The sequence below is a fragment of the Prochlorococcus marinus CUG1438 genome (assembly GCA_017644325.1).
Lineage (GTDB): Bacteria > Cyanobacteriota > Cyanobacteriia > PCC-6307 > Cyanobiaceae > Prochlorococcus_A > Prochlorococcus_A marinus_AA.
Genome location: JAEPLS010000001.1, coordinates 538559 through 565362, shown reverse-complemented (window position 1 = coordinate 565362; position 26804 = coordinate 538559). Strand labels below are relative to the sequence as shown.

At 31.8% G+C, this 26804-nt stretch carries 29 protein-coding genes, 2 tRNA genes and 1 other RNA gene; 10 read left to right on the top strand and 22 right to left on the bottom strand.

Annotated elements, in window-relative coordinates:
• Position 1 precedes the first annotated feature (1 nt).
• Positions 2 to 1072: an Mrp/NBP35 family ATP-binding protein gene (locus JJ847_03110; protein MBO6959873.1), complete on the bottom strand. Its 1071-nt coding sequence runs from the start codon at positions 1070 to 1072 to the stop codon at positions 2 to 4.
• 156 nt (positions 1073 to 1228) lie between these two features.
• Here JJ847_03110 and hemF point away from each other — a divergent pair, with 156 nt between their 5' ends.
• Complete coding sequence (gene hemF, locus JJ847_03105) at positions 1229 to 2257, top strand: oxygen-dependent coproporphyrinogen oxidase (protein MBO6959872.1); 1029 nt, start codon at positions 1229 to 1231, stop codon at positions 2255 to 2257.
• A 27-nt stretch (positions 2258 to 2284) separates the two neighbouring features.
• Here the strand turns inward: hemF and JJ847_03100 are convergent, their stop codons facing one another.
• Positions 2285 to 2842 carry a cofactor assembly of complex C subunit B gene (locus JJ847_03100; protein ID MBO6959871.1) on the bottom strand — a complete coding sequence of 186 codons (558 nt, stop codon included), beginning with the start codon at positions 2840 to 2842 and terminating at the stop codon, positions 2285 to 2287.
• A 164-nt stretch (positions 2843 to 3006) separates the two neighbouring features.
• Here JJ847_03100 and JJ847_03095 point away from each other — a divergent pair, with 164 nt between their 5' ends.
• Positions 3007 to 3642: a ribonuclease D gene (locus tag JJ847_03095; protein ID MBO6959870.1), complete on the top strand. Its 636-nt coding sequence runs from the start codon at positions 3007 to 3009 to the stop codon at positions 3640 to 3642.
• A 3-nt stretch (positions 3643 to 3645) separates the two neighbouring features.
• Here the strand turns inward: JJ847_03095 and JJ847_03090 are convergent, their stop codons facing one another.
• Together JJ847_03090 and JJ847_03085 are read right to left on the bottom strand one after the other, a co-directional pair.
• Positions 3646 to 3912 (bottom strand): hypothetical protein, encoded by a 267-nt coding sequence (locus JJ847_03090; protein ID MBO6959869.1) that lies wholly within the window; start codon positions 3910 to 3912, stop codon positions 3646 to 3648.
• Between the two features lie 35 nt (positions 3913 to 3947).
• A complete protein-coding gene (locus JJ847_03085; protein MBO6959868.1) occupies positions 3948 to 5255 on the bottom strand; it encodes a hypothetical protein in 1308 nt (435 codons plus the stop codon).
• Between JJ847_03085 and JJ847_03080 the strand changes: the two genes are divergently transcribed.
• Positions 5220 to 5290 (top strand) — tRNA-Cys (locus tag JJ847_03080). The two genes, JJ847_03085 and JJ847_03080, sit on opposite strands and share 36 nt — an antisense overlap.
• A 207-nt stretch (positions 5291 to 5497) precedes the next feature.
• Here JJ847_03080 and JJ847_03075 read toward each other — a convergent pair.
• The 3 genes from JJ847_03075 to JJ847_03065 form a co-directional block, all read right to left on the bottom strand.
• Positions 5498 to 5665, bottom strand: coding sequence for a hypothetical protein (locus tag JJ847_03075; GenBank protein MBO6959867.1), 168 nt, complete (start codon positions 5663 to 5665; stop codon positions 5498 to 5500).
• Positions 5652 to 6296 carry a histidine phosphotransferase gene (locus tag JJ847_03070; protein ID MBO6959866.1) on the bottom strand — a complete coding sequence of 215 codons (645 nt, stop codon included), beginning with the start codon at positions 6294 to 6296 and terminating at the stop codon, positions 5652 to 5654. The genes JJ847_03075 and JJ847_03070 overlap by 14 nt, the downstream gene beginning before the upstream one ends.
• 132 nt (positions 6297 to 6428) lie before the next feature.
• On the bottom strand, positions 6429 to 7472 hold the full coding sequence (locus tag JJ847_03065; GenBank protein MBO6959865.1) for a phosphoribosylformylglycinamidine cyclo-ligase: 1044 nt from the start codon (positions 7470 to 7472) through the stop codon (positions 6429 to 6431).
• A gap of 98 nt (positions 7473 to 7570) precedes the next feature.
• Here JJ847_03065 and JJ847_03060 point away from each other — a divergent pair, with 98 nt between their 5' ends.
• Positions 7571 to 9103 carry a bifunctional pantoate--beta-alanine ligase/(d)CMP kinase gene (locus JJ847_03060; GenBank protein MBO6959864.1) on the top strand — a complete coding sequence of 511 codons (1533 nt, stop codon included), beginning with the start codon at positions 7571 to 7573 and terminating at the stop codon, positions 9101 to 9103.
• Positions 9104 to 9105: 2 nt separating this feature from the next.
• Here the strand turns inward: JJ847_03060 and JJ847_03055 are convergent, their stop codons facing one another.
• From JJ847_03055 to JJ847_03035, 5 genes are read right to left on the bottom strand one after another with little or no spacing between them, the layout of a single operon-like run.
• Positions 9106 to 9579: a low molecular weight phosphotyrosine protein phosphatase gene (locus JJ847_03055; protein MBO6959863.1), complete on the bottom strand. Its 474-nt coding sequence runs from the start codon at positions 9577 to 9579 to the stop codon at positions 9106 to 9108.
• Between the two features lie 32 nt (positions 9580 to 9611).
• The gene (locus tag JJ847_03050) at positions 9612 to 10373 is read right to left on the bottom strand and encodes a phycoerythrobilin:ferredoxin oxidoreductase (GenBank protein MBO6959862.1); all 762 of its coding nucleotides are present in this window, start codon (positions 10371 to 10373) and stop codon (positions 9612 to 9614) included.
• Positions 10374 to 11084, bottom strand: coding sequence for a 15,16-dihydrobiliverdin:ferredoxin oxidoreductase (locus JJ847_03045; GenBank protein MBO6959861.1), 711 nt, complete (start codon positions 11082 to 11084; stop codon positions 10374 to 10376). It lies immediately after the preceding gene.
• A 6-nt stretch (positions 11085 to 11090) separates the two neighbouring features.
• Positions 11091 to 11801: a heme oxygenase (biliverdin-producing) gene (locus JJ847_03040; protein ID MBO6959860.1), complete on the bottom strand. Its 711-nt coding sequence runs from the start codon at positions 11799 to 11801 to the stop codon at positions 11091 to 11093.
• Between the two features lie 57 nt (positions 11802 to 11858).
• On the bottom strand, positions 11859 to 12290 hold the full coding sequence (locus tag JJ847_03035; GenBank protein ID MBO6959859.1) for a hypothetical protein: 432 nt from the start codon (positions 12288 to 12290) through the stop codon (positions 11859 to 11861).
• A 210-nt stretch (positions 12291 to 12500) separates the two neighbouring features.
• Here JJ847_03035 and JJ847_03030 point away from each other — a divergent pair, with 210 nt between their 5' ends.
• Complete coding sequence (locus JJ847_03030) at positions 12501 to 13925, top strand: NADP-dependent isocitrate dehydrogenase (protein MBO6959858.1); 1425 nt, start codon at positions 12501 to 12503, stop codon at positions 13923 to 13925.
• On the opposite strand, the gene JJ847_03025 is transcribed toward JJ847_03030, so the two are convergent.
• The 4 genes from JJ847_03025 to JJ847_03010 are packed head-to-tail and all read right to left on the bottom strand — an operon-like array spanning position 13922 to position 18461.
• The gene (locus JJ847_03025) at positions 13922 to 15274 is read right to left on the bottom strand and encodes a hypothetical protein (protein ID MBO6959857.1); all 1353 of its coding nucleotides are present in this window, start codon (positions 15272 to 15274) and stop codon (positions 13922 to 13924) included. The two genes, JJ847_03030 and JJ847_03025, sit on opposite strands and share 4 nt — an antisense overlap.
• 13 nt (positions 15275 to 15287) lie before the next feature.
• Complete coding sequence (locus tag JJ847_03020; protein MBO6959856.1) at positions 15288 to 16142, bottom strand: galactose mutarotase; 855 nt, start codon at positions 16140 to 16142, stop codon at positions 15288 to 15290.
• Positions 16143 to 16151: 9 nt separating this feature from the next.
• Positions 16152 to 17051, bottom strand: coding sequence for an alpha/beta fold hydrolase (locus JJ847_03015; protein ID MBO6959855.1), 900 nt, complete (start codon positions 17049 to 17051; stop codon positions 16152 to 16154).
• A gap of 42 nt (positions 17052 to 17093) precedes the next feature.
• Positions 17094 to 18461: a cation:proton antiporter gene (locus tag JJ847_03010; GenBank protein MBO6959854.1), complete on the bottom strand. Its 1368-nt coding sequence runs from the start codon at positions 18459 to 18461 to the stop codon at positions 17094 to 17096.
• A gap of 152 nt (positions 18462 to 18613) precedes the next feature.
• Between JJ847_03010 and JJ847_03005 the strand changes: the two genes are divergently transcribed.
• Positions 18614 to 21160, top strand: a complete 2547-nt coding sequence (locus tag JJ847_03005) for a glycogen/starch/alpha-glucan phosphorylase (GenBank protein ID MBO6959853.1) — start codon at positions 18614 to 18616, stop codon at positions 21158 to 21160.
• Here JJ847_03005 and JJ847_03000 read toward each other — a convergent pair.
• The 3 genes from JJ847_03000 to JJ847_02990 all read right to left on the bottom strand — a co-directional run bounded on the left by JJ847_03000 (position 21153) and on the right by JJ847_02990 (position 22124).
• A complete protein-coding gene (locus JJ847_03000; protein MBO6959852.1) occupies positions 21153 to 21608 on the bottom strand; it encodes a hypothetical protein in 456 nt (151 codons plus the stop codon). The genes JJ847_03005 and JJ847_03000 overlap by 8 nt on opposite strands.
• A gap of 31 nt (positions 21609 to 21639) precedes the next feature.
• Positions 21640 to 21972, bottom strand: a complete 333-nt coding sequence (locus JJ847_02995) for a hypothetical protein (protein MBO6959851.1) — start codon at positions 21970 to 21972, stop codon at positions 21640 to 21642.
• A gap of 78 nt (positions 21973 to 22050) precedes the next feature.
• Positions 22051 to 22124: transfer RNA gene (locus JJ847_02990), tRNA-Arg, on the bottom strand.
• Between the two features lie 38 nt (positions 22125 to 22162).
• Here JJ847_02990 and rnpB point away from each other — a divergent pair.
• Both rnpB and JJ847_02980 read left to right on the top strand, forming a co-directional pair.
• An RNA gene (rnpB, locus tag JJ847_02985) (RNase P RNA component class A) lies at positions 22163 to 22542 on the top strand.
• A gap of 21 nt (positions 22543 to 22563) precedes the next feature.
• The gene (locus tag JJ847_02980; protein ID MBO6959850.1) at positions 22564 to 23313 is read left to right on the top strand and encodes a ribonuclease III; all 750 of its coding nucleotides are present in this window, start codon (positions 22564 to 22566) and stop codon (positions 23311 to 23313) included.
• 3 nt (positions 23314 to 23316) lie between these two features.
• Here the strand turns inward: JJ847_02980 and JJ847_02975 are convergent, their stop codons facing one another.
• Positions 23317 to 23502 carry a DUF3252 domain-containing protein gene (locus JJ847_02975; GenBank protein ID MBO6959849.1) on the bottom strand — a complete coding sequence of 62 codons (186 nt, stop codon included), beginning with the start codon at positions 23500 to 23502 and terminating at the stop codon, positions 23317 to 23319.
• Positions 23503 to 23529: 27 nt separating this feature from the next.
• Here JJ847_02975 and rimM point away from each other — a divergent pair, with 27 nt between their 5' ends.
• Positions 23530 to 24069, top strand: coding sequence for a ribosome maturation factor RimM (gene rimM / locus JJ847_02970; protein ID MBO6959848.1), 540 nt, complete (start codon positions 23530 to 23532; stop codon positions 24067 to 24069).
• 139 nt (positions 24070 to 24208) lie between these two features.
• Here rimM and glmS read toward each other — a convergent pair whose 3' ends face one another.
• Together glmS and psaC are read right to left on the bottom strand one after the other, a co-directional pair.
• Entirely contained in the window at positions 24209 to 26104 is a 1896-nt protein-coding gene (glmS, locus tag JJ847_02965; protein ID MBO6959847.1) for a glutamine--fructose-6-phosphate transaminase (isomerizing), read from the bottom strand.
• A gap of 80 nt (positions 26105 to 26184) precedes the next feature.
• Positions 26185 to 26430 (bottom strand): photosystem I iron-sulfur center protein PsaC, encoded by a 246-nt coding sequence (gene psaC, locus JJ847_02960; GenBank protein ID MBO6959846.1) that lies wholly within the window; start codon positions 26428 to 26430, stop codon positions 26185 to 26187.
• 133 nt (positions 26431 to 26563) lie between these two features.
• Here psaC and acpP point away from each other — a divergent pair, with 133 nt between their 5' ends.
• A complete protein-coding gene (acpP, locus tag JJ847_02955) occupies positions 26564 to 26803 on the top strand; it encodes an acyl carrier protein (protein MBO6959845.1) in 240 nt (79 codons plus the stop codon).
• Position 26804: the final 1 nt, after the last annotated feature.

Below are 26804 nucleotides of genomic sequence, written 5' to 3'. Positions count from 1 at the left end.
ATTATTTATTAAGAAATTGATTTTTAATTAATTGAGCTAAATTACCAAATTCAATCGAACTTTCTTTATCAGGCTGGCTTATTGATATTGGTATTCCTTTATTGCTTTCATCAACAAGAGGAATCTCAATAGGTATTTGGGCTAATAATGGTAAGTTATTTTCATTGGCTAAAATTTGTCCACCACCTTTACCAAAAATTTCATATTTTTTACCAGGCATATCTGGCGGAATAAATACTGACATATTTTCAATAATGCCCAATAAAGGAATACCAAGTTGTTTAAACATTGCTAATCCTCTCCGTGCATCTTGCAAAGAGACTTGTTGTGGAGTCGTAACGATAATAGCTCCAGAAATAGGAACAGATTGTGAAAGTGAAATTTGAGCATCTCCTGTTCCTGGAGGTAAGTCAATTACTAAGAAATCCAGATTATTCCATTCAACTTGGTAAAGGAATTGTCGGATAATACTATTTAGCATTGGTCCTCTCCAAATAACTGGCTGACCTTCTTCTATAAGAAAACCCATTGATACTAATGAAATTCCATATTTATTTATTGGTATTAACCTTTGATCATTACCACTACCCTCTGTGACTTTTGGATTCTGTTCGGCAACTCCCATCATAGAGGGAGTATTAGGACCATAAATATCCGCATCCAACAAACCAGTTTTTAATCCTAATTTAGATAAAGAGCAAGCAAGATTAACTGCTATTGTACTTTTCCCAACTCCACCTTTACCACTACTAACAGCAATGATATGCCGAATTCCATCAATCTTTTGCAACTCAGGGGCATTACCTTGATTTTGAGATTCTGTTGTGGAAGGATTATTATCTATCTCTATTTGGACATCATCAATATCATCAAAATCCAGCAGTACTTTTCTAACCTCTTGAACAATCCTATCTCTCTGAGAATTTGCAAATGATGGTAATGATAATGTTACGATTACTCTCGGTATAGTTACTCTTACGTTTTTAATCCAAGCTAATTCAATTACATTTTTCTGAGATCCAGCATCTAGAACTTTTTGTAAAGCAAAATTCGCATCTTCTATTGTGGTCATTAAATTTTTAAATATTTTGACAGGGTAGTCGACTGTTTAAAAGATTAAGAACTATGTCGAACTATCAAATAATAGGCAATAAGGACCCCTTAAGAGAAATTATAAAGGGAAACTTATAATTAACAAAAAATTTTTTCTTCAAGATTCTCTAAATACATGTTCAAAGAACCTCCTACAAACTCGAGAGAAAAAACTAAAAATCTCTTATTAACTCTACAAGACAAAATTTGTTCAGGGCTTGAAAATGTAGATGGCAAAGAGAAATTTATAGAAGAATCCTGGCTAAGAGACGAAGGTGGTGGTGGAAGATCCAGGGTATTAAAAAATGGTTCTATTTTTGAGCAAGCAGGAGTAAATTTCTCAGAAGTAGAGGGAAAAGAATTACCTCAATCTATAATCTCTCAAAGGCCCGAAGCAAAAGGTCATAAATGGTTTGCTACGGGAACTTCAATGGTGTTGCATCCTAAGAATCCTTATATTCCTACAGTTCATCTGAATTATCGATATTTTGAAGCTGGTCCTGTTTGGTGGTTTGGAGGAGGTGCAGACTTAACCCCTTTTTATCCTTATCTTTCTGATGTGAGGAATTTTCATAACGAGCATAAAAAAGCTTGTGAGAAAGTTGATAAAGATTTGCATAAAGTTTTCAAACCTTGGTGTGATGAATATTTCTTCTTGAAGCATAGAAATGAATCTAGAGGCATAGGAGGTATTTTTTATGATTATCAAGATGGTTCAGGCAATATTTATAGAGGAAATAATCAAAATGGAGAGGCATCAAAAGCTTCAGAAAATATTGGCAAAACTAATTTAAACTGGGATAATTTATTTTCTTTAGCAGAAAACTGTGGGAATGCATTTCTCCCTTCATATTTGCCAATTATTGAAAAAAGAGATACTCAAAACTATACTTCTGAACAAAGAGAATTCCAGCTATATCGAAGAGGTAGATATGTCGAATTCAATTTAGTTTGGGATAGAGGGACGATTTTTGGACTACAAACAAATGGTAGAACTGAATCTATATTAATGTCCTTACCGCCTTTGGCTAGATGGGAATATGGATATAAAACAAAAAAGGGTTCTCGAGAGGAATTGCTCACGTCAATTTTTACAAAACCCCAAGATTGGTTAAATGATAAAGAGTTAGAGAAATTCTGTATAGAGAATAATATTTTTGATTGAAATCATCGAATAACTTTTTAGAATATCTTAAATAGGTGTTTTAAATAAAGAACCGTCACTTTTTAATTGAAGTTTTTCTCCAAGTTCATTTTCTAAAGAGATTAATTCATCCCTATGCGCTCTTAGTCTCATGAAAGTAGAATCATTTTCATTTTCGTTGATCAACCTTAATTCAAATTTCTCCTCTCTTGCTGATTTTTTAAAATAAGCAATTCCAGACAAAGGGCCACCAATTAATCCCAAAAGAATAGGCCACCAACCTAATTCAGGATATATCTGTATTATTACTAATCCCAAAGCACAAGAACCAAAACCACCAAGAAAACCTAAAAAAATTGCTAAAAATTTACTAGAAACAACTTGACCCTTAAATATTAAAATTCTTTGTTCAAAATCTCCACCTGTTTGCTTCCATCCCCTCAAATTAAGCCATTCACATAAACTATTTAAAACCTTAACTGGCTGCTGAGATGATGAAATCTCAACGATAGTTGTTCTATCTTTACTGGAAGCCTTAAGAAAAAAAAATAATCCTATGGCCAAGAGAATTGTTAGCAATAATGTTGAATTTAAGGAATAGGACATTAAATAAATTTTTTCTAGTAACTCGAGAATAAAAATTAAAGTTACATCATATTATAATTTTTTAGAATTATTCTGTAAAATAAATTTATTAGATAAAGATTCTTAATTAAATCAAATCTTAAGTAATATTCTAAATCTTAAATTACTTTGAATAATTATTAAAAATGACTATTGAAAATAAAAATATTGATCTTCTTTACAGCGATTTAACAGCAGATTTATACAACCTTTATAAAAAATCATCCTATCTAGCTATTGATACTGAAGCAATGGGTTTAATTCATGGAAGAGATAGACTTTGTTTAGTACAAATATGTAATGAATTTAAAAGAACATCCTGTATAAAAATCGAACTTAATACATCTTCTTCACCTCACTTAAAAGCACTTCTTGAAAATGACAAAATTACTAAAATATTTCACTATGCGAGGTTTGATGTAGCAGCTCTAAAATGCAATCTTGAAATTAATACAAAAAATATTTTTTGTACAAAAATTGCTAGCAAGTTGGCAAGAACTTATACAAATAAACATGGTTTAAAAGATTTAATTAATGAATTATTAGGTATAGAACTGGACAAAAGCTCGCAAAGTAGTGATTGGGGTAGCAACGAAGATTTAACAAAAGATCAATTAGATTATGCTGCAAATGATGTTAGATATTTAATTGAAGCTATGGATAAATTAAAAGTTATCTTAAAAAGAGAGAATAGATATGAATTAGCTCAAAAATGTTTCGAAACAGTCTCTGTACATGCTGATTTAGACATACTAAAATTCTCAAATATATTTGAACATTAAGAATCAATCTTCAGTTAAAAAATTATCTTCACCATCAAGAGTTTCCATAAGCTTATCAAGTATTCTTGAAGAACTTAATTTATCTTTATAATTTTCTTTACAAATTTTTAAGACATTTTGCGCAACTTTTATTTTTTCTTGAATAGTTTTCGAGCCTTCTTTTGCAATTTGAATTTCTACTTTCTTCTTAGCAGAAGATAAGCTTATACTCATAATTTTTGCAATCTCTGCACAAATTTTTAGATATTGCCGATCATTTATTGGATACATAAAAGAATTAATAATTAATAAGCTAGTGCCATTTACTAAGATAACAAATGGAGGTTTATGGCATCCACGATTTTCTTACTTGCTCCGGATTTCCCCATTCTTTTTTTTCCAATTTTTGATTGTTCTAACCTAACTAAGTTTCCTTTCAAAAGTAAACTTAAACGTTCTAGAAGAATTTTTTTGTTCTTGCAAACTAAAACACTACCTCCCAATAATCTTGATTGCCTTTTTGCAAATGATTTTGTAAATTGTGGTCCAGTTCCCGGTAAAGAAAGAGATGGAATTCCAAGGCCAGCAATTTGCTCTGTAGCAGTTCCTGCATTAGACAAACCAACTTCTGCCATATTGGCCCATGAATTGAATTTACCTTTTCCAATGACTAAGTATTGATCTTTGTTTTTCCATACTGAATCTTCATCAATTAGAAATTTAACTTTACTCTGTTTTACAAAACCATATTTATTTAAATAACTTTGAATTTGAATCACATTCGCATTAATGCTCAAAGGCAAAAGTATTAACAAGTCCTTTGATAAATCAAAATCTTGCAAACAATTAAGAAAATTTTCAAGATTTTTAAGGGCTTCTGGGTATCTACTTCCAACTAATAAAATAATCCTTTTAAAAGAAATAATATTTGAAATCTTCTCATTTTTTTCATTAACAAAATCCATCATTGGATTACCCAAGTATTTTGCATCAATATTTTTTCTATTCAAATTATTAGCTGTAATTTTATCTCTCATAATTAAATTTTTACATCTTGGAGATTTCATTAAAAACATTTCCCATGGATCCCATTCAGAACCTTTCAACTTATGATAAAAATCGCTTAAATCCCAACCTGGGCCACTGCTCCAAGTATGATCACTTTTTGGAGTTCCAATGAAACTAAATTCGCATTCTGAACTCCAAGCATAAAATAATGGCAATAAATCGCCTACTGCGATAATTTTGCATTTATGTTTTGACTTCTGTTTTACAAGTAGAAAATTTCTTAAATTATCAATTAAAAATCCTGCAAATAAATCAAGCACAAATCCCTTCAGACTTTGATTACTAAAACCTCCACTAGGCAGCTCTTTTAAATATCCTATTTTACGAAAATTCTTTGTTTTTATGGAATTAAACACATCCCCATTTCCTACTAACGGCAAAACTTCAATATTTTTATTTTTTATTTTTTTTAGTAATAATTTTATTATTTCCGATGCTATTACATCTTCACCATGTCCATTGCATATAAATAATAGAGAATGAGACACCTTACTGTTAAGATCATAAAAAGACTCAATCGAATCTTTTTCGGCGGCATGGCCAAGTGGTAAGGCAGAGGATTGCAAATCCTTTATCCCCAGTTCGAATCTGGGTGCCGCCTTATTTAATTTTTTTACGCATTTAATGATGAAGTTTTCCAAAAACTTCAATTTCAAATAAAGGTTATCAAGTTTCAATTACTTATTAATATATAGAAAAATAATCTTTTTTTATTATTGATAAATAATACCTTATATTTATTAATAAATAAAATCAATTGGATTTTTTAATTATTTTCATCAATTTTTATATATAAATTTGAATTATTTTAGTAATCATTATCTGCTACACACATTCCTAAACATCTAACACCATTGGATGCAGTCCTTTTGCAATGATTACATAAAATGGGATCTGTCTCTAAAGTAAGGTTAATTTTTGAATTATTATTGTCTTTAAAGCTTATTAACTCTTGTGTTGAATCAAATAGAGTCATTCTTGGTATCATCTCTTGAGTCGATATTAACAACAAGGGAAGCATTTGTGTTGGAAGAGGGTATATCCATAATTTTTACAGTTTCTCTAGGCTCATCAATAACTTGATTTTCTTGAGTACTTTCATCAACTGCACAAGCTTCAAGAGCCTCTCGCAGTAGTGAATCAAAAGTTGCCCCAGGTAATCTATGTCTAGCAACCTCAAGAAAAGTTCTAGGTAATGATTCGGATGCAGCATCTCTTAAAGCAGGATTATTCTTTCTATGTTCTTGTTCTTCTTCTATTGATTTAATAAACCTCAGTGTGACATCTCTTTTGGTAGAGGCCTTTATCAGCGTATCGTTTTCAGGATTACTAACATTAGGTTCATTTTCAAGATCATTAAGTCTTTTTTCCAAACTATTTAAAACTTCATTAGCTTCCTTACTTATATGCGCCAATTGACCATCGGACAAATTAGGTAAATCAGCAACAAATACTTTCCCATGATCTCTTAGGGTCAAGAAAGTTGGTCTTGGGCCTTGAGCCTGTCTACCAAATGATTCAGAATTATTACCTATTGGTCTTTTGGGAGGTGTAGGGCCTGCTGAACTACGTCTACGTGTAATTCTTTGATTATTTGCAAAGGGCATTGAATAAAGGTTAAATCTTAATACTTAAACTTCCGATATAATTCGGCGGTAATTTTATTATATTACACCTAACTTTTTCATTTGGGTATAAAAAATAATTTTTTAAAACTCATTTTAAAAAGGTAAAAAAATTTAAGTTAAAATTTCTGGCAAAAAATTACTAATTTTTGAATCATTTTTTCGAACTATCTTTCCAATTTCCCAACTATCTATGTCATGATCTTTACAAATACTTAATACGGCCTCCTTAAATTGTTTATCAATAATTAAACAGAATCCTACTCCAAGATTGAAAGTATTCCAAAAATCTTTTTCAGGAATCGATCCTTTGCCTTTAAGGAATTTAAATAAAATAGGTATTTCCCAAGAACTGGTATTGATATAAGGAATAAAATCAGAAGGAATACATCTTGGTAAATTTTCTGGAATTCCTCCTCCTGTAATATGAGACATTGCTTTAATTTCTATATTTTCAGATAACATTTGGTTAACCACATTATTGTAGATTTTTGTAGGTTTCAATAACTCATCATAAAAATTTAAGTGAGAAACTTTCTCAAATTCTTTATCTATTTGATTATTGTTTTGAATAATTTTTCTTACTAAACTGAAGCCGTTACTATGAACTCCATTACTTTTTAAAGCAATTATTAAGTCATTTTCAGATACTTTTTTACCATTAATAAGCTTATCCTCATCAACTATTCCAACACAAAATCCTGCAAGATCATACTTATTTTTTGAATAAAATCCTGGCATTTCGGCAGTTTCTCCTCCGAGTAATGAACAGTTATTTTCTCCGCAGGCATGTGAAATTCCCTGGATAACCCTCAATAATTGTTTCTTATCAAGTTTACCAGTAGCAATATAATCCAGAAAAAATAAAGGTTTTGCCCCACTAGTAATGATATCGTTCATACACATAGCAACTAAATCAATACCAACCTCAAAATGAAAGTTTTTATTTTGGGCTAATTCTAATTTTGTTCCAACACCATCAGTTCCTGAAACAAGAACTGGTTTTTTAAAACTATCCATAGGAATTCTGAACAAACCTCCGAACCCACCAATACCATCAATCACATTAGATGTATGAGTTCCTTCAACTGCCTGTTTAATTTCCGAAACAAATTCTCGCCCAGCTTCTATATCAACACCTGATGTTTTGTAATCCATGAAATAAAAATGATAGACTTTCCCTATATAGATATTCCTCCTAAGATTGCTTTTGTCCAGTAATTATTTATCAAATAGATTTATTTTTTAAAAACAAGGTGAAAAAAGTAATCATAAGGAAAACTGAAGAAATAGAGTATTGGAGAAGAAATTTAAGTAGTGAAATCAACTTCATTCCAACCATGGGTAATCTTCATAATGGGCACAAAAAACTAATATCAACAGCAAAAAATGATAACTCTAATACTAATTTAGTAAGTATTTTTATTAATCCACTTCAATTTGATAACAAGGCTGATTTAGAAAATTACCCAAAATCAATTGAAAATGATATTGATACCTCTTTTTCAAGTGGAGCAGATGCCATCTTTATTCCAAGTACTGAAGATATATATCCACCGAATAATAAGAATATTAGATTCCTAAAAGCTTCAGTAGAATTATCTTCAGCACTATGCGGATTAACTCGAATTGGACATTTTGATGGAGTTTGTACAGTAGTTTATAGATTACTTGATCTCATCAAGCCAAAAAATCTTTACTTAGGAGAAAAAGATTGGCAACAACTTTTAATTTTAAAAAATCTTATCCAAAGAAAAAAATTAAATGTTGCTATTAAATCTATTCCTACACAAAGAGATTTTGATGGAATTCCTTTAAGTTCTCGTAATGTACATTTATCAAAAAACGAAAGAAAATTGATTAGGTTTTTTTCAAGTGAGTTATTAGAAGCAAAAAAAATTTTTCAACAAGAAAAAAAGATCAATTTAAACGAAATAATTAAAAAGCTATCAGCAAAAAAAATTTCCATTGAATATTTAGAACATTTACACCCTTATACACTCCAAAAAGCAAGACTCGAGGATAACATTTCGTTACTTGCTGGTGCGATAAGATGTGGAGAGACAAGATTAATTGATCACATTTTTCTAATGAAAAGAAGGCCGATTATCGCAATTGATGGTCCTGCGGGGTCAGGTAAAAGTACCGTAACAAAGTTAATAGCGAAGAAACTTAAACTTTTATATCTAGATACTGGAGCAATGTATAGGGCATTGAGTTGGCTTATGATAAAAGAAAGTATTGATTATAAAAAAGAAAAAAATTTACAGAATATTCTTAAAGATATATCTATTGTTTTCAAGTCGAATATAAATTCGCATCAGGATGTTTATGTAAATAACTACTGCGTTACTGAAGAAATTAGGTCGCAAAAGATAAGTTCCATCGTTTCTAAAATCTCCTCAATAAAAGAAGTAAGAAAATTCTTAGTAGAAGAACAAAGAAAAATTGGAGAATCAGGCGGACTTGTAGCTGAGGGAAGAGATATAGGTACTACTGTTTTTCCTGATGCAGAACTTAAAATATTTTTAACTGCTAGCATCGATGAAAGAGCAAAAAGAAGAAAATCTGATAAAAATAGTAAAGACTCACAAGAAATAGATCTCCATACATTAAAAGAACTTATAAAAAAAAGAGATTTTGAAGATTCTAATAGGGAAATTTCACCTCTAATAAAAGCAAATGACTCAATAGAAATTATTACGGATGGATATTCAATTAATGAAGTAGTGGATCAAATTATTAATCTTTATAATGACAGGATTCCTAAAGAGACTGAGATCAAATAAATTCAAGAAATACTTTCCAAAAAACCTTTTACAGAGTCTTCTAAAATATCAAGGACATAATCGAAGCCCTCATCACCTCCAAAATATGGATCAGGAACTTCTTGCTCATTAAAAACGGATCTAAAATCTTGTATTTTTTTAATTGATGCAAAATCAGTTGAAGCTGTTCTATTTTTAAGATCTTGAATATTTCTAAAATTTGAGTGGTCCATCGCAAGAATATAGTTAAATTCGTCGAAATCTTTGCTAGTAATTTGACGAGCCCTACTTAAGATATTTATATCTCTTCTTTCTGCTGCAATTCTCATTCTAGAGTCAGCTTTTTTTCCAATATGCCAACTGCCTGTTCCAGCAGAATCTACAATAAAGCCATCGGTTAATCCCTTCCTTTCAAGTAAACTTATAAAGATAGCTTCTGCTGCAGGAGACCTACAAATATTGCCCAAACATACAAAAAGAACAGAAATTTTTTTCATATGATTTCAAATTTCCTTGAATTATAAGACTTTTAAGTAGTAAATAAAACTTCTCTAATTAAAGATTCAGTAAATTCTTTACCAAACAAACTCGTCAACATGGGTCTTGCTGGATCGTTATCTCTTCTATATTTTAAATAATTATTTTGACCTTTTATTAATTCTTTTTGCAGTTCTATATTGGCTTCTTTGCTTTCGAAAAGAATTTCTAAATACAAATCAAGATATCCCTTAAATGAGTTATAAAGATGATTAGCAATTAGAAAATCACTTCTTTCTTCTTTTGGTAATTTTGACCAGATTACTCCTGGAGAAAAAAATCTAGCTACATCTGCAGACATTTTTTCAGCTAATGGGAGTGACGAATGACAATGATTTTTGAGTTTTATAAGTTTTTCTAATAACTGATTATTGTATTGATTGTGTATTTTTAATGAAGGCTGAAAATCTAATACTAATAAATGACTATTAGGAAGAGAAACAAAATCTACTCCAAAAAATGGGACATTATAAATAGTATTAGGAATAATTAAAAAATTTAAAACAGAATAATTTGGACTATTTATACACACTGCTCTTGCGAATTGAATTCTTTTTTTATGCGTTACACCCCAAGTAGAGAGATTTACATTTTTTTTTGATTTTTTTGAACCATAAGTTGAATCTTTATAAGAATATTCCGAGGGTATTATTTTTTCTAAACAATTATGTTTGCTTAAGTTATTAGTTAAATATTTTAGAAAATTATGCCATCTCCAATCTGGCCTATAAAAAATAGTATCTTTTATTAACATTCAATGAATAATCTCAGTATTTAATGTAAAAAGAAATTTATTGATAAATTTTTTTGTCCATTTTTCTCCAAAAAAAGATTTAAACAGTTTATCTGCAGGGTCTTTTTCAAAACTATACTTATCGTATTTAATTTGATTCATCTTTATTTCTTCTGCATTTAAAAATTGATTAACAGGATTCGATTTGTAAATATTCAAATAGTTGTTTACAAATGAATGGAAAATATTATTTAAATCTCTATCAAGATTTAATTTATTTCCTCTACAAATAATCACCCATGGGGAAAAATACTTTTTTGAATCATATATATTCTTCATTTTATTATTATCAAATGCAGAATATTTTTTCTTAATACTACCTAAACTTGAACAGTATGTTTCAAGATAATTACCTTCTTGAATTAAAGGTTGATAATCAAGTATTGCTAATAACTTTTGAGAAGTTCCAAACCATAAAATATCAGCTCCTAAAATAGGCATTTCACTATCAAAATTTGGATATGCGACCGTATTAAACACTTGCAGTTTTTTGCCACCATCTAATCTTGTTATTCGCCACTTTCGATATTCAGGAGATGAAAAAAGCCAATTTTTAATTATATATTTTGAGTCTTCATTATGATGTTCTTTGAATTCGCTAGATATTTCTACTTCATGACCATTTAATTCATCAATATTTGTTTTAAGGAAATCAACTAATGAATCAAACATAAATAACTAGGTCTCGGTGCTTCCTTTCCTTACTTTTTTTGTAATGTAATTAAATACAATCTTGCCTAAAACAGCAATCAAGTTACCTTCAAGCTCCTTAAACATTTTCATATTGTAAGTAAAAGCTTGATTAGCTTCATCAATTATTTGATCAGCAGTCTTTTGATTAATTGGAAGTTGGTTCAAAGTAAGAGAATATTCTTCCTTGAATTTCTTTTCATCAGCAATTAATTCAAACTCATAAAAATTTAAACCATCATTTCCTTTCAAATTTAATGCTTTTTTAGCAATCCTTTTCAAAATTTGTCCCCCAGATAAATCTCCTATATAGCGAGTGTAGTGGTGACCAACCAATAGCTCTGGTGAATTTTTTGAGACTTCTCGGATTCTTTCAACATATTCTTTTGCTGAGTGAGAAATATTAATTTCATTCTTCCAGTTTTCACCAAAATAAAATTTAAGATCGTTTACAAGGGTTTCTTTCCTGTATAACGATTTAAAACCTATAGGTTTTATTACGGGATGTTCCTCATTGACCAGTCTTTCAATTTCTTCTTCCATAGCTTCATAAACAAAATATAAATCACTAATTAATTTTCTATAAGATTTTTTTTCAACAACTCCTTTTAAAAAACAAGCTACAAAGCCGGTATTTTCTGCCATTGTGTGGGATTTTTTTGTCCCTTCTCTTAATTGTCCTGCAAGAGCGACTGCCATATATCTTGAATGATTTTTGTAAGTGTATTTAATCTACAAGGAAAATACATAAAACAGCTAATTTTTGTTACCAGCGGATGTTGTAGAGAATAGCTTATAGAGTTCTTTACAAACCAAAAAAAGGTTATCTTTTTGTTCCTTTTGCGGAAGATGAGTGCCAGTCATTTCCCAATCACCGATTGTAGCAACTCTCCATCTCTCGGATGGAACAATCATACCTCGCATTATTATTCCCAACAATTTCGGAACTCTATCATTATTATCATTTTCAATTCTTAATTGTAGGAGTATTGCTCTACATTCAATAAGAGGACTCCAACCAGGGAAATGAAACGCAAAATCAATAGTATCTCGCATGTATTCATTATTTGAATTGTCCCAGGGACTAAAGTTTACGCTTGCATCCGGAAAATATTTCCGAAACAAAGCTGCAGTAGAAGCAATTTTATTAGCTATTTCAACATTACTTACATTTGAACTTGCATTCATAAGTAGCTGAGTATTTTTTTGAAAATGACATAATTTGCTTTAACTTGCTTATTAACTACTTTTTCTTTTAATAAAGATGTTGAAATGCTGATCAATAACGTATTCTCTATTCACATTTGGATAATAAATTTCTAGGTTTTAAAGAAAATAACTCTTCGCAAATTACAATACGAGGAAATTCAATGAGTTATCTTTTATTAATTCAATGCTATGCCAAAATTTGAAAAATTAACTTTACCTAATGAAGGCGAGATAATAACTTTCAATCAAGGCAAACCAAATGTTCCTAATAATCCAATTGTCCCATTTATTAGGGGTGATGGTACTGGAGTTGATATTTGGCCTGCTACTCAAATCGTTCTTGATTCAGCGATTAAAAAAAGCTATGGGGATGAAAGAAAAATTAATTGGTTTAAAGTCTATGCAGGCGATGAAGCTTGTGAACTTTATGGAACATATAATTATCTCCCTCAAGATACTATTGAAGCAATTAAACACTTTGGTGTAGCCATCAAAGGTCCTTTAACTACTCCCATCGGCGGAGGGATTAGATCTCTTAATGTTGCATTAAGGCAAATCTTTGATTTATATAGTTGTGTTAGACCATGCAAATATTATTCAGGAACTCCAAGCCCTCACAAAAATCCCCAAAATTTAGACGTTATTGTTTACAGAGAAAATACTGAGGATATCTACATGGGAATTGAATGGGAAGCAGAGGATAATAATTGTCTTGAATTAATTGACCACTTAAATAACGTTGTCATACCAAAAAGTAAAAATTTAAAAAATAGATCCATACCAAACGGATCAGGTATTGGAATAAAACCGGTGAGTAAATCTGGTAGCCAAAGGCATATTAGAAAAGCTATTGAACATGCTAAAAGATTATCAGGAGATAAACGGCATGTGACTCTTGTACACAAAGGGAATATTATGAAATACACAGAAGGTGCATTTAGAGATTGGGGATATGAATTAGCAGTAAATGAATTTAGAAAAGATTGCATTACAGAAAGAGAAAGCTGGATTTTAGATAATATTCAGAAAAATCCAGAAATAACAATTGAAGATAATGCACGAAAAATTGAACCCGGTTTTGACAAGCTTACAAATAACAAAAAAGCATTCATTTGCGAAGAAATTAAAGAAGTTATTGCATCAATATCAAATTCTCACGGAGATGGAAAATGGAGAGAACTTATTCTTATTGATGATCGTATAGCTGATAGTATATTTCAACAAATTCAAACTAGACCTCAAGAATATTCAATTCTTGCAACATTAAACCTTAATGGTGACTACGTTTCTGATGCAGCTGCAGCAATTGTTGGGGGCCTCGGTATGGCTCCCGGTGCAAATATTGGAGATAATGCAGCAATTTTCGAAGCTACGCACGGTACCGCTCCAAAACATGCAGGCTTAAACAAGATTAATCCAGGCTCAGTAATTCTTAGTGGTGTAATGATGCTTGAATATTTTGGTTGGAATGAAGCAGCTAACTTAATTACTAATGGTTTAAGTGAGGCAATAGAGCAAAAAAAAGTCACCTATGATTTAGCACGCTTAATGGAACCAAAAGTAGAGCCCTTATCCTGTAGCAATTTTGCTGAAGAAATTATATCTAATTTCTAATTTTGAAAATTATTGTTATTTTCAAAAACTTTCCAAATATTAACCAATGAATCTTTTGTACCAATGTTTCCAGGATGAGTAACAATAGGAAGTTTTTGGCCATTTTTTAGGTTGTAAGTTACTACTGAAATGCCTGCTAAAATCTGTCCTTCAAGATAAACATAATCTGCATTAAGTCCATTACTAAGAATCAAATTTGTTGTTATTCCACCTTTCGAAATCAAATATCCTATTTCATACTTCAAATCTGCGACTATTTCAGCAATAAAACAAGCTAGTAAATTATAAAAATTAAATAGTTCATAAGAATCTAAGGACATAAACTTTCTTGAAGTAAACAAAACAGGAGTTTTTCCTTTCTCGAAAGAATATCTAATTTCTCTCAAAAATTTATTTTTAAACAAATTTCTTCGCTTCTGATTATTATCTGATGAAGTAATTCTAAAGAATTCGAAAACATCTAATTCAACTGGATAGCAATTACTTGTCTCTAATAAATTATTCAATTGAATTGTTGAAAGTTCTACATAAGATCCAACAATTATTAGTCCTGGAAGAAAACTCTTTTCTTTATTTCTTATTCTTAAACTAGAGAAAAATATTTGCCCCTGAAAGAGACTTTTTTTCTCAGAAATTGAACTTATAAAACTTGCTGCAGTTCGAAAAAGGAATTTTTTGTGTTTAATTAATTTTTTAATTACTAGAGAAAATTTTTTTAGTTGAAAATAATTTTCTACGTCTACGATTACATGTTTATTATTCTTCAAGTTTTTTAATATTTTAAAAACAATATTATTTTCTTCATCATTTAGCATTTCGATATCTGATAATAAAAGATTTTGAATATCTTTAAAATTTATTTGAGATTTACTCTGCTGAAATAAAAGATTCTTTATATTACTTGTCTGATATCCAAAAATTTTATCTTTTGCAAAAATTGTTTGACTTATAGGGACTTTATCTACAAAATGAGATCCATTAATTGTTAATCTTTTACCCTCTATGAAAGCTGGAATATGAAAAGTAGCATCAAAAGGACCTAAGCAACTATTTAGAGTACTTGGCTCTAAAAAGTTATGCCCTCGAAGAGTAGAGTCTCCTCTACTTATAAAAATAATTTCTTCATACGCTTGTGAAGCAATAACAGTCTTTAGATTTTTGCAAATTTCCTCTATTGTTAATTTCGCATCATTTTCAGAAAGTGACCTTGTATTAGCCAAAATAAAAAATAAATTAGATTTAGATTCAAAACCTTTGACTAAAGTTGAGTAGTCCCATTTGAGCAGTAATAAGCAATCGTGAACAGTTTGAGAGCCTGTTGGATCATCATCTATAACTACAAATTTCATAATTATTGCATGATTACTTAAGTGATTTTATTTGTATTGAGGCATTTAACCTCTTTCTATCATTTGAAGGAATCATAATTTTTCTAAATCCATCAACAAAAGAATTTCTTGGACTAGTCCAGGGTTCGAGACATATCATTCTTCTTGGAGGATCACTCCAAATAACGCCTATATCGAAAGGATATGGATGATTTAAAGTGACCTCTCTTTTAAAAATATTATCTCGAAAAGAGCTTCTACCGGAAGTATACATAAGCAGATCAACTCCTAAATTAATTTTGTTTAATTCATCAAAAGTATTACTAATAATGTTTCTTTCTTGATCCTGACAATTAAGTGGATTATCAATAAAATCTAAATTCTTTAAATCTGAAACATTAAAATAAGGATGCAAACCAAAATTTATAGGCATAGCAAAGTCTGTTTTATTATGGATTGTAATTTCAAATTCTAAACAGTTAATCTTTAAGATAACGTCTATTCTAAGTTCAAAATCGAAAGGATAATATTTTTTGGTCTTTTTAGATGCATTTAAGAATAAGCATAAAAACTTTTCATTTGCGTTGAAGGCGTATTGCCATTGCAAATCCCTAGCGAAACCATGTTGTGGTAATTGCAAATAATCATTTCCAAATACTGAACTAGAGGTATTGAGACTTCCACATATTGGAAACAAGATTGGAATACCCCCCCTAATACTTTTTGTCTTGTCCGTAAATCTTTTTTCATCGAAATAAAGTATTTCATTACCATCCGAAACCCAATTTGTAATAACGCCTCCTCTTTCTGGACAGAATTTAATGTAGTTATTTTTATCTAATTGAAAGACAAAAATACCTTGGTCTTGATTAGATAATTCAAGTTTCACAATTATTACTTAAAGAGAATCAACCCAATCCAAAATATGCTTATTAACTAATTCAGGTATCTCATCATGAGGGCAATGTCCTGCATCAAGAATAATTTCTTTTGTATTCTTTGGTGTAAATTTTTTATATAGATTCCTTTTTTTTGGAGTATTCATCCATGGATCTTTCCCTCCCCAAAGAAGTAATAATGGTGCATTTAGCTTTGCGAATAACTTATCCAACGGCAACCCCTGAGGACCTGATGGGTTAAATACACTTCTAAAAACATTAAAAGCTCCGAAATCTAGCGAAGGCTTCCTTATTGACTCAACTAAAAAATCATCAACATTTTTTTTATCAACATAAACTTGATTCAAAGTTTTTTTAATATTTTTTGGATTCCTCATATTCTCAAAAATCAAACGTTGAAAAACAATATTTTTCAAAAATATGCCGGCAACTGTTTCAATTGAAGTTTGCAACATATTCTTTTTGATAGTTTTTTCTTCGCTAAAATATCCAGCAGCATTAAGTAATATCACTCCTGCGTTTAGCTCATTTAATTCTGCACCAGCTGCTAATGCTGCATAACCACCTAATGAATTTCCAACAACAATTGTAGGTTTTTTTATTTTCTCTTTTACATAAGCGACAACCTGGTCTTTCCATAAAGATCCTGAGTATTCGACGTCTTGAGGCTTAGGACTTTTTCCAAAACCTAGTAAGTCCATAGCATGAACTTCGTATTTTGTACTCAAAACAGGGATATTAAATCTCCAATGCTCCGTAGAAGCACCGAAACCATGAATTAATAAAATTGCGTAATTATTTGATGTTTGTTCAGGGTTGGCTGAGACAGTATGTATTGGGTAATTTAAAAAATTCCAGTCATAATTTACATCACTATCTATTAGAGCTGATTTTTCCATTTATTAAAATCTTTTGTTCTTTGATTCTAATAAACTTATTTCCTAAAGAAGACCTACAGGATCAGCTGCAACATCATCTGAAATTTTATTACCATCATTTGGGGGCTTATCTTTTAAAACAATTCTCAAGAGAACAGGTGCAAGGAATGTAGTTCCTATAACCATTAATAAAATAGCTGCTTCAAGAGAAGGAGTTAACAACTTAGCGCTTGTTCCTAGTCCAAGAAAAATTAAACCCACCTCTCCTCTAGGCATCATACCCAAACCTACAACTAATCTATTTGTAGGTTTGTCACTGGAAAATACCCATCCTGCCGCAATTTTTCCAATAATTGCTACAACTAATAAAAATCCTGCGACTACTAGAGCTGACCTACTTGTTGGATCAAGGGGATTAATAACTGATAAATCCATTCCAGCTCCTACTAATACGAAGAAAATTGTTGCGAATAGGGATACTAAAGGTAAAACAGATTGTTGTATTGCATGATTATTTTTAGAACTACTAAGAATCAATCCAGCCGCAAAAGCACCTAGAGCGGCTTCTAATCCAATGGCTGTTGCGACAAAGCAACATAAGACAAGTATCACAAAAGATGCTACTACTACAGCCCCAGGTGCTTTTAGTCTATCTAATAACCAATCAAATCCTGGCGCTGCTGTTCGACTTAATGCGATAGCAGCAATAACAAACACTACAGCTGCTGCAACTAATTTAACAATAGGAGCAATCTCTAAAGAACCTCCCGAAGCAAGAGCTACAACTACTGCCAAAATAACAATTCCCAAAATATCATCTAGCACTGCCGCCCCAATAACAATCTGTCCTTCCCTAGTTTTCAAATATCCTAATTCACCGAAAACACTTGCAGTTATTCCTATACTTGTGGCTGTCATAGATGCTCCAGCAAAAACTGCTGGGATTAGATCTACTTGAAAAATAAACATTAATCCTAGAGTTCCAAATGCAAAAGGTAAAATCACCCCAGCCATTGCGACAGTAAAAGCCTGCGCACCCACAGCTACCAATTCCTCTAACTCACTTTCTAATCCTGTTAAAAATAAAAGTGCATATAAACCAAGAGTTGCTACTGCTTGAAGAGAGGGAAAACTTTCGAAATAAACATCAGGTACAGCTTCAGGGGGGATTGAAGCTAATGAACTAATAACATTTACAAGTCCCTCATTTAATTCAGTTCCAGCTGTAGGAGGTATTAATAAATGGAATCCTGATGCTCCTATAACAACTCCTGCAAGAAGCTCACCTACAATCGTTGGCAAACTAAGTCTTACTAATACTTCTGCTAATGCTCTGGCTGCTAAAAAGATCAATAGAAATCTTATAACACCGATCAAGGTTTCAGCGACTTCTAAATCATGTGCACTTAATTCAGCAATTAAAGAGTACATCGTAAGTGTAAAAAAATAAACTTCCTATTTGGAAGATAGTTTATTGAGGGCCCACTTAGAGAAATATGTAAGAAAAAAGCAAAAATACTCAACAAGTGTGGATCTGAAGTTACAACAAAGAAATTTTCAAAAAAATGGCTATTGTCTGGTATATGGCTAATCCAATGAATTCCAACGAACCCTTTGATCTACGTTTGCCTACTCCAGGATGCTACTTAGATCCTGAGAAAGCTGGCATGGATTCTGATGCAGTTTTCCAAGGAATGACGGCTCATTTATTTTATACTCTTGGAAAATTAGCAACCTCTGCAAGTCCTCACGACTTGTATATGGCTTTGAGTTACGCAGTGAAAGATAGGCTAATGACAAGATATTTAGCTAGTCAAGAAGTTATAAGAAAAAAACCACAAAAAACAGTCGCCTATTTATCAGCAGAATTTTTAATAGGCCCTCAATTAAGTAATAATCTTCTCAATCTTGGAATAACTCAAGAGGCTGAAGATGCTTTAAAGAGATTTGGCATCGAATCATTGTCAACAATTCTTGAAGTTGAAGAAGAACCTGGATTAGGCAATGGTGGACTTGGCAGACTTGCAGCATGCTATATGGAATCACTTGCATCTCTACAAGTTCCTGCTGTTGGTTATGGTATTAGATATGAATTTGGTATATTCAATCAATTAATTAGAGATGGATGGCAAGTTGAAGTAACTGATAAATGGTTAAAAGGTGGATGGCCATGGGAACTTCCACAACCTGACGAATCATGTTTCGTTGGTTTTGGAGGCAGAACAGAAAGTTATAGAGATGATAAGGGAAACTACAGATCAAGATGGATACCTTCAGAACATGCTATTGGAGTACCTCATGATGTTCCAGTCTTAGGATACAGAGTAAATACATGTGACAGACTAAGATTATGGAGAGCTGATGCAACAGAAAGCTTCGATTTTTATGCCTTTAATATAGGAGATTATTATGGAGCAGTAGAAGAAAAAGTTGCGTCAGAAACCCTTTCAAAAGTTCTATACCCAAACGACGGCACTGATGAAGGAAGACGATTAAGACTGAAACAACAACACTTTTTTGTAAGTTGTTCTCTGCAGGATATGTTGAGAAGTCTTGAAAAAAGATCAATACCAATAACAAAATTCTCTGAACATTGGACAGTTCAACTAAATGATACTCATCCAGCTATTGCAGTAGCAGAATTAATGAGACTTCTCATCGACCAATATCAAATAGGTTGGGATAAAGCTTGGAACATAACAACCTCATCAGTTGCTTATACTAATCACACTTTACTTCCAGAAGCTTTAGAGAAATGGGATTTGGGTCTCTTTAGTGATCTCCTACCAAGACATCTAGAAATTATTTATGAAATTAATTGGCGATTTCTACAACAATTAAGATTACGTTATCCAGGCGATGACAAAATCCTTCAAAAGCTTTCAATAATTGATGAAGAAGGCTCTAAATCAGTAAGAATGGCTCATTTAGCCACAATCGGAGCTCATCATGTAAATGGAGTAGCTGCTCTCCACTCAGATTTAATAAAAAGACAACTTCTTCCTGAATTTGCAGAATTGTGGCCAGAAAAATTTACAAATGTTACTAATGGAGTCACCCCAAGAAGATGGGTCGCCCTCTCAAACCCATCTTTATCTAGCCTTCTAGAAAAAGAAGTTGGTCCTGATTGGATTACCAATATGGAACTTCTCAAGCGATTGGAAGAGAAAAAAGATGATAGCAACTTTTTACAGAAGTTTGAAGAAACCAAATTAAACGGAAAACGAAAATTATCTAGTTTTATCCATTCAAAAACAGGAATACTTGTTGATCCATCAAGTTTATTTGATGTTCAAGTAAAAAGAATTCATCAATATAAAAGACAACACTTGAATGCTTTACAAATAATTGCTCAATATCTAAGAATCAAAAATGGTACAAATAACTACGAAGTCCCAAGAACAATAATATTCGGAGGTAAAGCTGCACCAGGTTACTTCATGGCCAAACTAATGATTCGATTTATTAATGGTATTGCTGATGTAGTAAATTCTGATCCAGATATGGACGGGCTATTAAGAGTTGTTTTTTTACCTGACTATAATGTAAAGCTTGGTGAAATAGTTTATCCTGCAACAGATCTTTCAGAACAAATTTCAACTGCTGGAAAAGAAGCATCTGGAACTGGAAATATGAAGTTTGCTATGAATGGAGCATTGACTATTGGAACCTTAGATGGAGCTAACGTTGAGTTAAGAGATCTAGTGAAAAAAGAGAATTTCTTTCTTTTTGGAAAAACTGAAAGTGAAATTATGGATTTAAAAAATAATAATTACTCGCCAAAAACTTTCATTGATCAATGTCCAGAACTAAAAGAAGTATTACGTTTAATTGAAATCGGACACTTTAGTAATGGCGATAAAGAATTATTTAAACCTTTATTGAATAGCTTAACCGGTCATGATCCATTTTTTGTTATGGCTGACTTCGAAGACTATTTAAATAAACAGGATGAGGTCAGTAAATGCTGGAACAATAAAAAATCTTGGAATAAAATGGCATTATTAAATACTGCAAGATCTGGTTATTTCTCATCAGATAGATCTATTAGAGAGTACTGCAAATCAATTTGGAAGGTTTCTCCTATGCCTGTAGAGATTGTTTGTGATGTCGAAGAATTAACTAATTAATATTTTTCTTATCTGGGAAATCAGGAGTCTGATGAAATAATCTATTTAAAATTAGTCTATCTACATTTAATGGGTCAGGTGCTAATTCGTTTGCAATTTCTTTAAATTTTGATTCAATATTGTTTGAAATTTTTGTATCAAAAATTCGTTCCATCAAAGCCTCAATTGCATATAAATATGCATTTACACTTTCAAGTTCATCTAAGGCCTCAGTAATTTCAATGTCAGAAATATGGTTTTCATCTAGAGCTTTATCTTCATTAGATTCTCTTTCAGATAATTTACTCTGCAACTCATCAGTGACTTTGCTGCAAAGGGTTCTGAAAGACTGAATAGATGTCCAGTTTAATTCCTGTTGCTGCTTAAAAGTAGGAAATTCTCTAATTAGACGATCATGTTCACTATAAAATCTCTGACAATCAGGACATTGACAAGGTTCTTCAGTCAAAAGAAAAAATAACTCTTCTTATATCATCTCATTATTTGGGCATAATTGTAGGGCCATCCAATAATTCGTCATTTTCATCAAGTGAATCTGGACTATCAGGCAAAGGTATCTCAATACTAGTAACCAAATTAATAACATCTCTTAATCTCATAGAATCAGCAAACCAACCCATTGCCTGTTCAGCATCTCCTCTTTTTTCAGCATCATTTGCTTGGTCTTCATGAGCTTCTGCCAATAAAGCAAGCCAACATAAGCATCTTGCTTGAACTATTGAAAGGTCTAAATCATTAGGTTGGGATTTAGTAATACGTTCGTGCTCTTGTTGAATTAAGAGTTTTAAGCGCATATCATGCAACTTAGCCATAAAAGATTTATTACTATTTATACGCTAGCTAGAGAGTAGCAAGTTTGCACATATACTACATATAGTTTATTACTTTAACGGGACTGGCGGGAGTCGAACCCACGACCTACGGTTTAGGAAACCGTTGCTCTATCCTGCTGAGCTACAGCCCCAATAGATGATTTTTGGAGTAATAAGCATTATGCTAAATGAAAGCAGGAGAGGCAATCGCAAAAAAGTTTTATTTTGTTTCCAAAATAAAACTTTTTTGAGGAAAGTCCGGGCTCCCACGTGGTCAGGCTTGCTGGGTAATTCCCAGTGCGGGTAACCGTGAGGATAGTGCCACAGAAACATACCGCCTAATACTTTATGTATGGCAAGGGTGCAAGGGTGCGGTAAGAGCGCACCAGCAACATTGAGAGGTGTTGGCTAGGTAAACCCCGGCTGGGAGCAAGGTTTAGGAGATCTATGACCACTGCATGATCAACTTATAAGCGCCGCTTGAGACTGTGAAGTAATTCCAGCCCTAGATAGATGATTGCCCATCTTATAAAAGATGAACAGAACCCGGCTTATGACCTGCTTTCTAATTGTTGTGATTATTAAAATCATATGACAAATAAGATAAACGAAACGAGAATTAATCTAATAATTACTTTTTTAAAGTCTTTAAAAATTAGATCAAAGAGATTTTCTGAAATAATTAGAACAGAGAATATTTCAGTAATTCAAGATTTTAATCAGGCATTAATCCATTCTTCAGCTGACAAAATAATAAATTACGAAAAATTAGAATTCTTTGGAGATGCAGTCCTCAGATTAGCTGCATCAAACTTTATTGAAAAAAAATATCCTCAAATGAGCGTAGGCGAGAGATCAGAGCTAAGAGCTCAAATTGTAAGTGATGAATGGTTAACTAAATTAGGAAAATCAATTGGAATAGAGAAATTAATAATTAAAGGACCTAAAGCTCTTGGTGATGAAAATTCAAAAAACACAATTATTGGAGAAGCCACAGAAGCTTTAATCGGTGCACTCTACAAGTGCTTTAACTCAATTCAAGAAGTAAATATATGGCTAGATGATTTTTGGGAAGAAGATTCAGAAATATTTTTAAAAGCTCCGTATAAATTCAAATCTAAGACAGTGTTACAAGAGTGGTGTCAAAGTAAAGGTTTTGATTTGCCAGTCTATAAAATTATCGAAGTTTCTAGAATCAATGGAGATCCTAAAAGATTTTCCTGCGATATTTTCATCGAAGGGAAAAAAGAATCCTCGGCAGTAGGCAAATCTCATAAACAAGCCGAAACAAATGCAGCTAGAGTTTTAATAGAAAAATTTATAACTATTGGTAAAATCTAATTTTTATACTATTTCTAGATTAGTTAGCTGAAAAGTAATGAGTTTATCCCAATTACCTCCTTCAAACAGAACAGCTGCTCTTTTTTTTGTAACTCTCTGTACAAATCCTTTATATCCTCTATAAATGGAAGTAACATCTTTTACAATTACCTCAGAACCAGGAAGTATTGGTTTGCTTTTAATTTCCATACTAAATTGATACTATTATCCTAGTTTATGTTAAATAATGATGATTGGTTGGTTGTTGGAGTAATAACATCTGTACACGGATTAGATGGAAAACTAAAAATTAAATCATTAAGTGATTTTGATGAAAGATTCACAAAACCAGGCCAAAGATGGTTACGCAAAAATCAAGAAAAGCCTATATTATTTGAATTAATTTCAGGATTTAAGCAACCGGGTAAAGAAATTTTTATAGTTAAATTCAAAAATGTCGATAACAGAACGCAAGCCGAAAGTCTAAAAAATTATAAATTTCTGATAAAAACTGATGATATTCCTAAATTAGAGGAAGGAGAGTTTCATATATCTCAACTAATTAACTTAAAAGTAAAAATATTTGAAAATAAGGAATACAAAGTAATTGGAGAAGTCTGCGACTTTGATAATGAAAAAAATAGTTTATTAAAAGTAAAACTTATTGACACAGATAAAGAAGTTTTAGTTCCTTTTGTGTCTGAAATCGTTCCAGAGGTAGATATTAAAAATAGATTCTTGATAATAACCCCCCCCAAGGGGCTTTTAGAACTTTGAAATTTATATTTTTCGTAAATTATTTTATTTAAATTAGGCAAACCAGCTCCAGGAATAATTTCATCATCATCAGATTAATTCAATTTAAAAACATTATTGGATTTATCTTGTTTTTTCAAAGAACTAATAGTCATTGATCTTATTCCACAGTTACGCTTTTTGCTAAGTTTCTTGGTTGGTCAACATCAAGCCCTCTGTGAGCTGCAATATGATAACTCAATAATTGAAGAGGAATTATATTAAGTAAGGGTGTAACCCATTCATTAGCAGAAGGAATCTGCATTAAATAATCAAAAATTTCAGTTCCATTACATTCAGGTGCAACTCCAATCAAATATGAATCTCTAGCTTTTGCTTCTTGAGCATTACTAATAACTTTATCAAACACCTCACCAGGAGAAGCAATAGAAATTACTGGCACTTTTTTATCTAACAACGCGATTGGACCATGTTTCATTTCACCAGCTGGATATCCAGCTGCATGTATATAACTAATTTCTTTAAGTTTTAATGCCCCTTCAAGAGCAATTGGATAATTTATGCCTCTTCCTAAAAAAATAACATCTTTAATATTAAAAAAGTCATGTGCTAACTTTTCAGATGATTGATCATGTTTTTCTAGAAGATCATCTAGTAATGGAGGGAGTTTTAGAAGCTCTTTTATTAATTTTTCTATTTCATCAGGACTTTGACTACCTTTAATCTGCGCAAAGTGTATAGCTAATCCATAAAAAGAAAGTAATTGTGCAAAAAAAGTTTTTGTTGCAGCAACACCCACTTCTATCCCTGCACAAATATCGATTATGTTTGAAACTTGTCTTCCTATAGAGCTCTCTCTTCTATTGGTTATTGCAATAAGATTAGGTCTAAATTTTTCATCTTTAATCTCGGACCTCCGTTTGATTTCCATATCAATAGCCGCAATAGTATCAGCAGTTTCTCCAGATTGAGAAACTCCAATAGTTAATGTATTTGGCAGCAGTGGGGGTGGTGAGTAACGAAATTCGCTAGCATAAAAAACATTTGTAGGGATTCCTGAGAATTGTTCTAGTAAAAAGCTACCCACCATGGCAGCGTGCTTACTTGTTCCACAAGCAATAATTTCAATTCTCTCGATTGAGTCAAAAAACTTTGTATCAAAGGGGTAGTTGATTTGATATTGACCATTTTCTGAATTTTGTATTAAATAATTTTTCAACCAATTTTTTGCAGTTTCCGGCTGATCGTATATCTCTTTTAACATGAAATGTTTGAAATTCATCTTATCAATGATTTGCTCTGAGACTTTCAGGGAAACAGGATTTCGATATTGTCTCTCATTGTTTGAGTCGTATATTTCTATTCCAAGAGGAGTTAATAAAGCTATTTCATCATCCTCCATAGGAAGAATAATATTTGTAAAATTGGCAATAGCTGGAGTATCACTTGCACAAATAAATTCTCCTTCACCCAAACCAATAATCAAAGGTGCTTGTTTTCTTGCAACTACAAGTGATGTTGGGGCACCAGCCCACAAAACTGCTAAAGCATAGGACCCTTCTAAATCAGATATCACATTTCTCACAGCTACTAATAATGTTGAACCGTTATTTTCAAGTTTCAATTTACTTAATGTCTTTAATTCTCTTTGAATTAAATGAGGAATTACCTCAGTATCTGTATCAGAATTAAAAGTTATACCCTCTTTTTCTAATTTATTTTTCAAATCTTGGAAATTTTCAATAATTCCATTCTGAACAACTGCAATTGCTCCTGTACTATCGATGTGAGGGTGGGCATTTTTAACTTCTGGTTTTCCATGAGTTGCCCAACGAGTATGAGCTATTCCGACAGTACCAGGAATCTTTTTTTCGTTAAGATTAACTTTTAAATTAATAAGTTTTCCCTCTGCTTTGTTACAACTTATTGAATTCGTCTCAGGATTAATAACTGCTATTCCTGCTGAATCATAACCTCTATATTCAAGTTTTTCTAAACCATTCATTAATAATGGTAAGGCTTTTTTATAACCAGTTACAGCAACTATTCCGCACATATAGTAATTTTTTTTCAATTATATTGAAAAAAAACGCGTATTTCTTAAAGCATGGACTCTCTTAAAACTGCACTATAAATCTAATATGCTAAGCCCATACTCCTAGAGGTTTCATCTCCTAAATAAACACGAATACTCAAGAAATCCGTTGGACAAGCAGTTTCGCATCTTTTACAGCCTACACAATCTTCAGTTCTAGGTGATGAGGCAATTTGGCCAGCTTTACAGCCATCCCAAGGAACCATCTCTAAAACATCAAGTGGGCAAGCCCTTACACATTGGGTACATCCAATGCAAGTGTCATAAATTTTAACTGCGTGTGACATGTAAAAATTGTCTTTTGAACCTGGTTATATAATACTATTGTCTTACAAAGAAATTAAAAAAATTAAGATATGCTTCACTCTTGTTAACTCTAGGGCATAAAATCTTATAGATAATTAGTAATTTCCATAAACTATGTCACAAGAAATCCTCGAAAAAGTCTGTTCTATTGTTTCAGAGCAATTAAGCGTTGAAGCGGGAGAAGTAAAATCAGATTCAAATTTCCAAAATGATTTGGGTGCTGATTCTCTAGATACCGTTGAATTAGTAATGGCTCTAGAAGAAGCATTTGATATTGAAATTCCTGACGAAGCCGCTGAAGGTATCGCAACAGTAGGCGACGCAGTGAAATTCATAGAAGAAAAAAAAGGTTAAT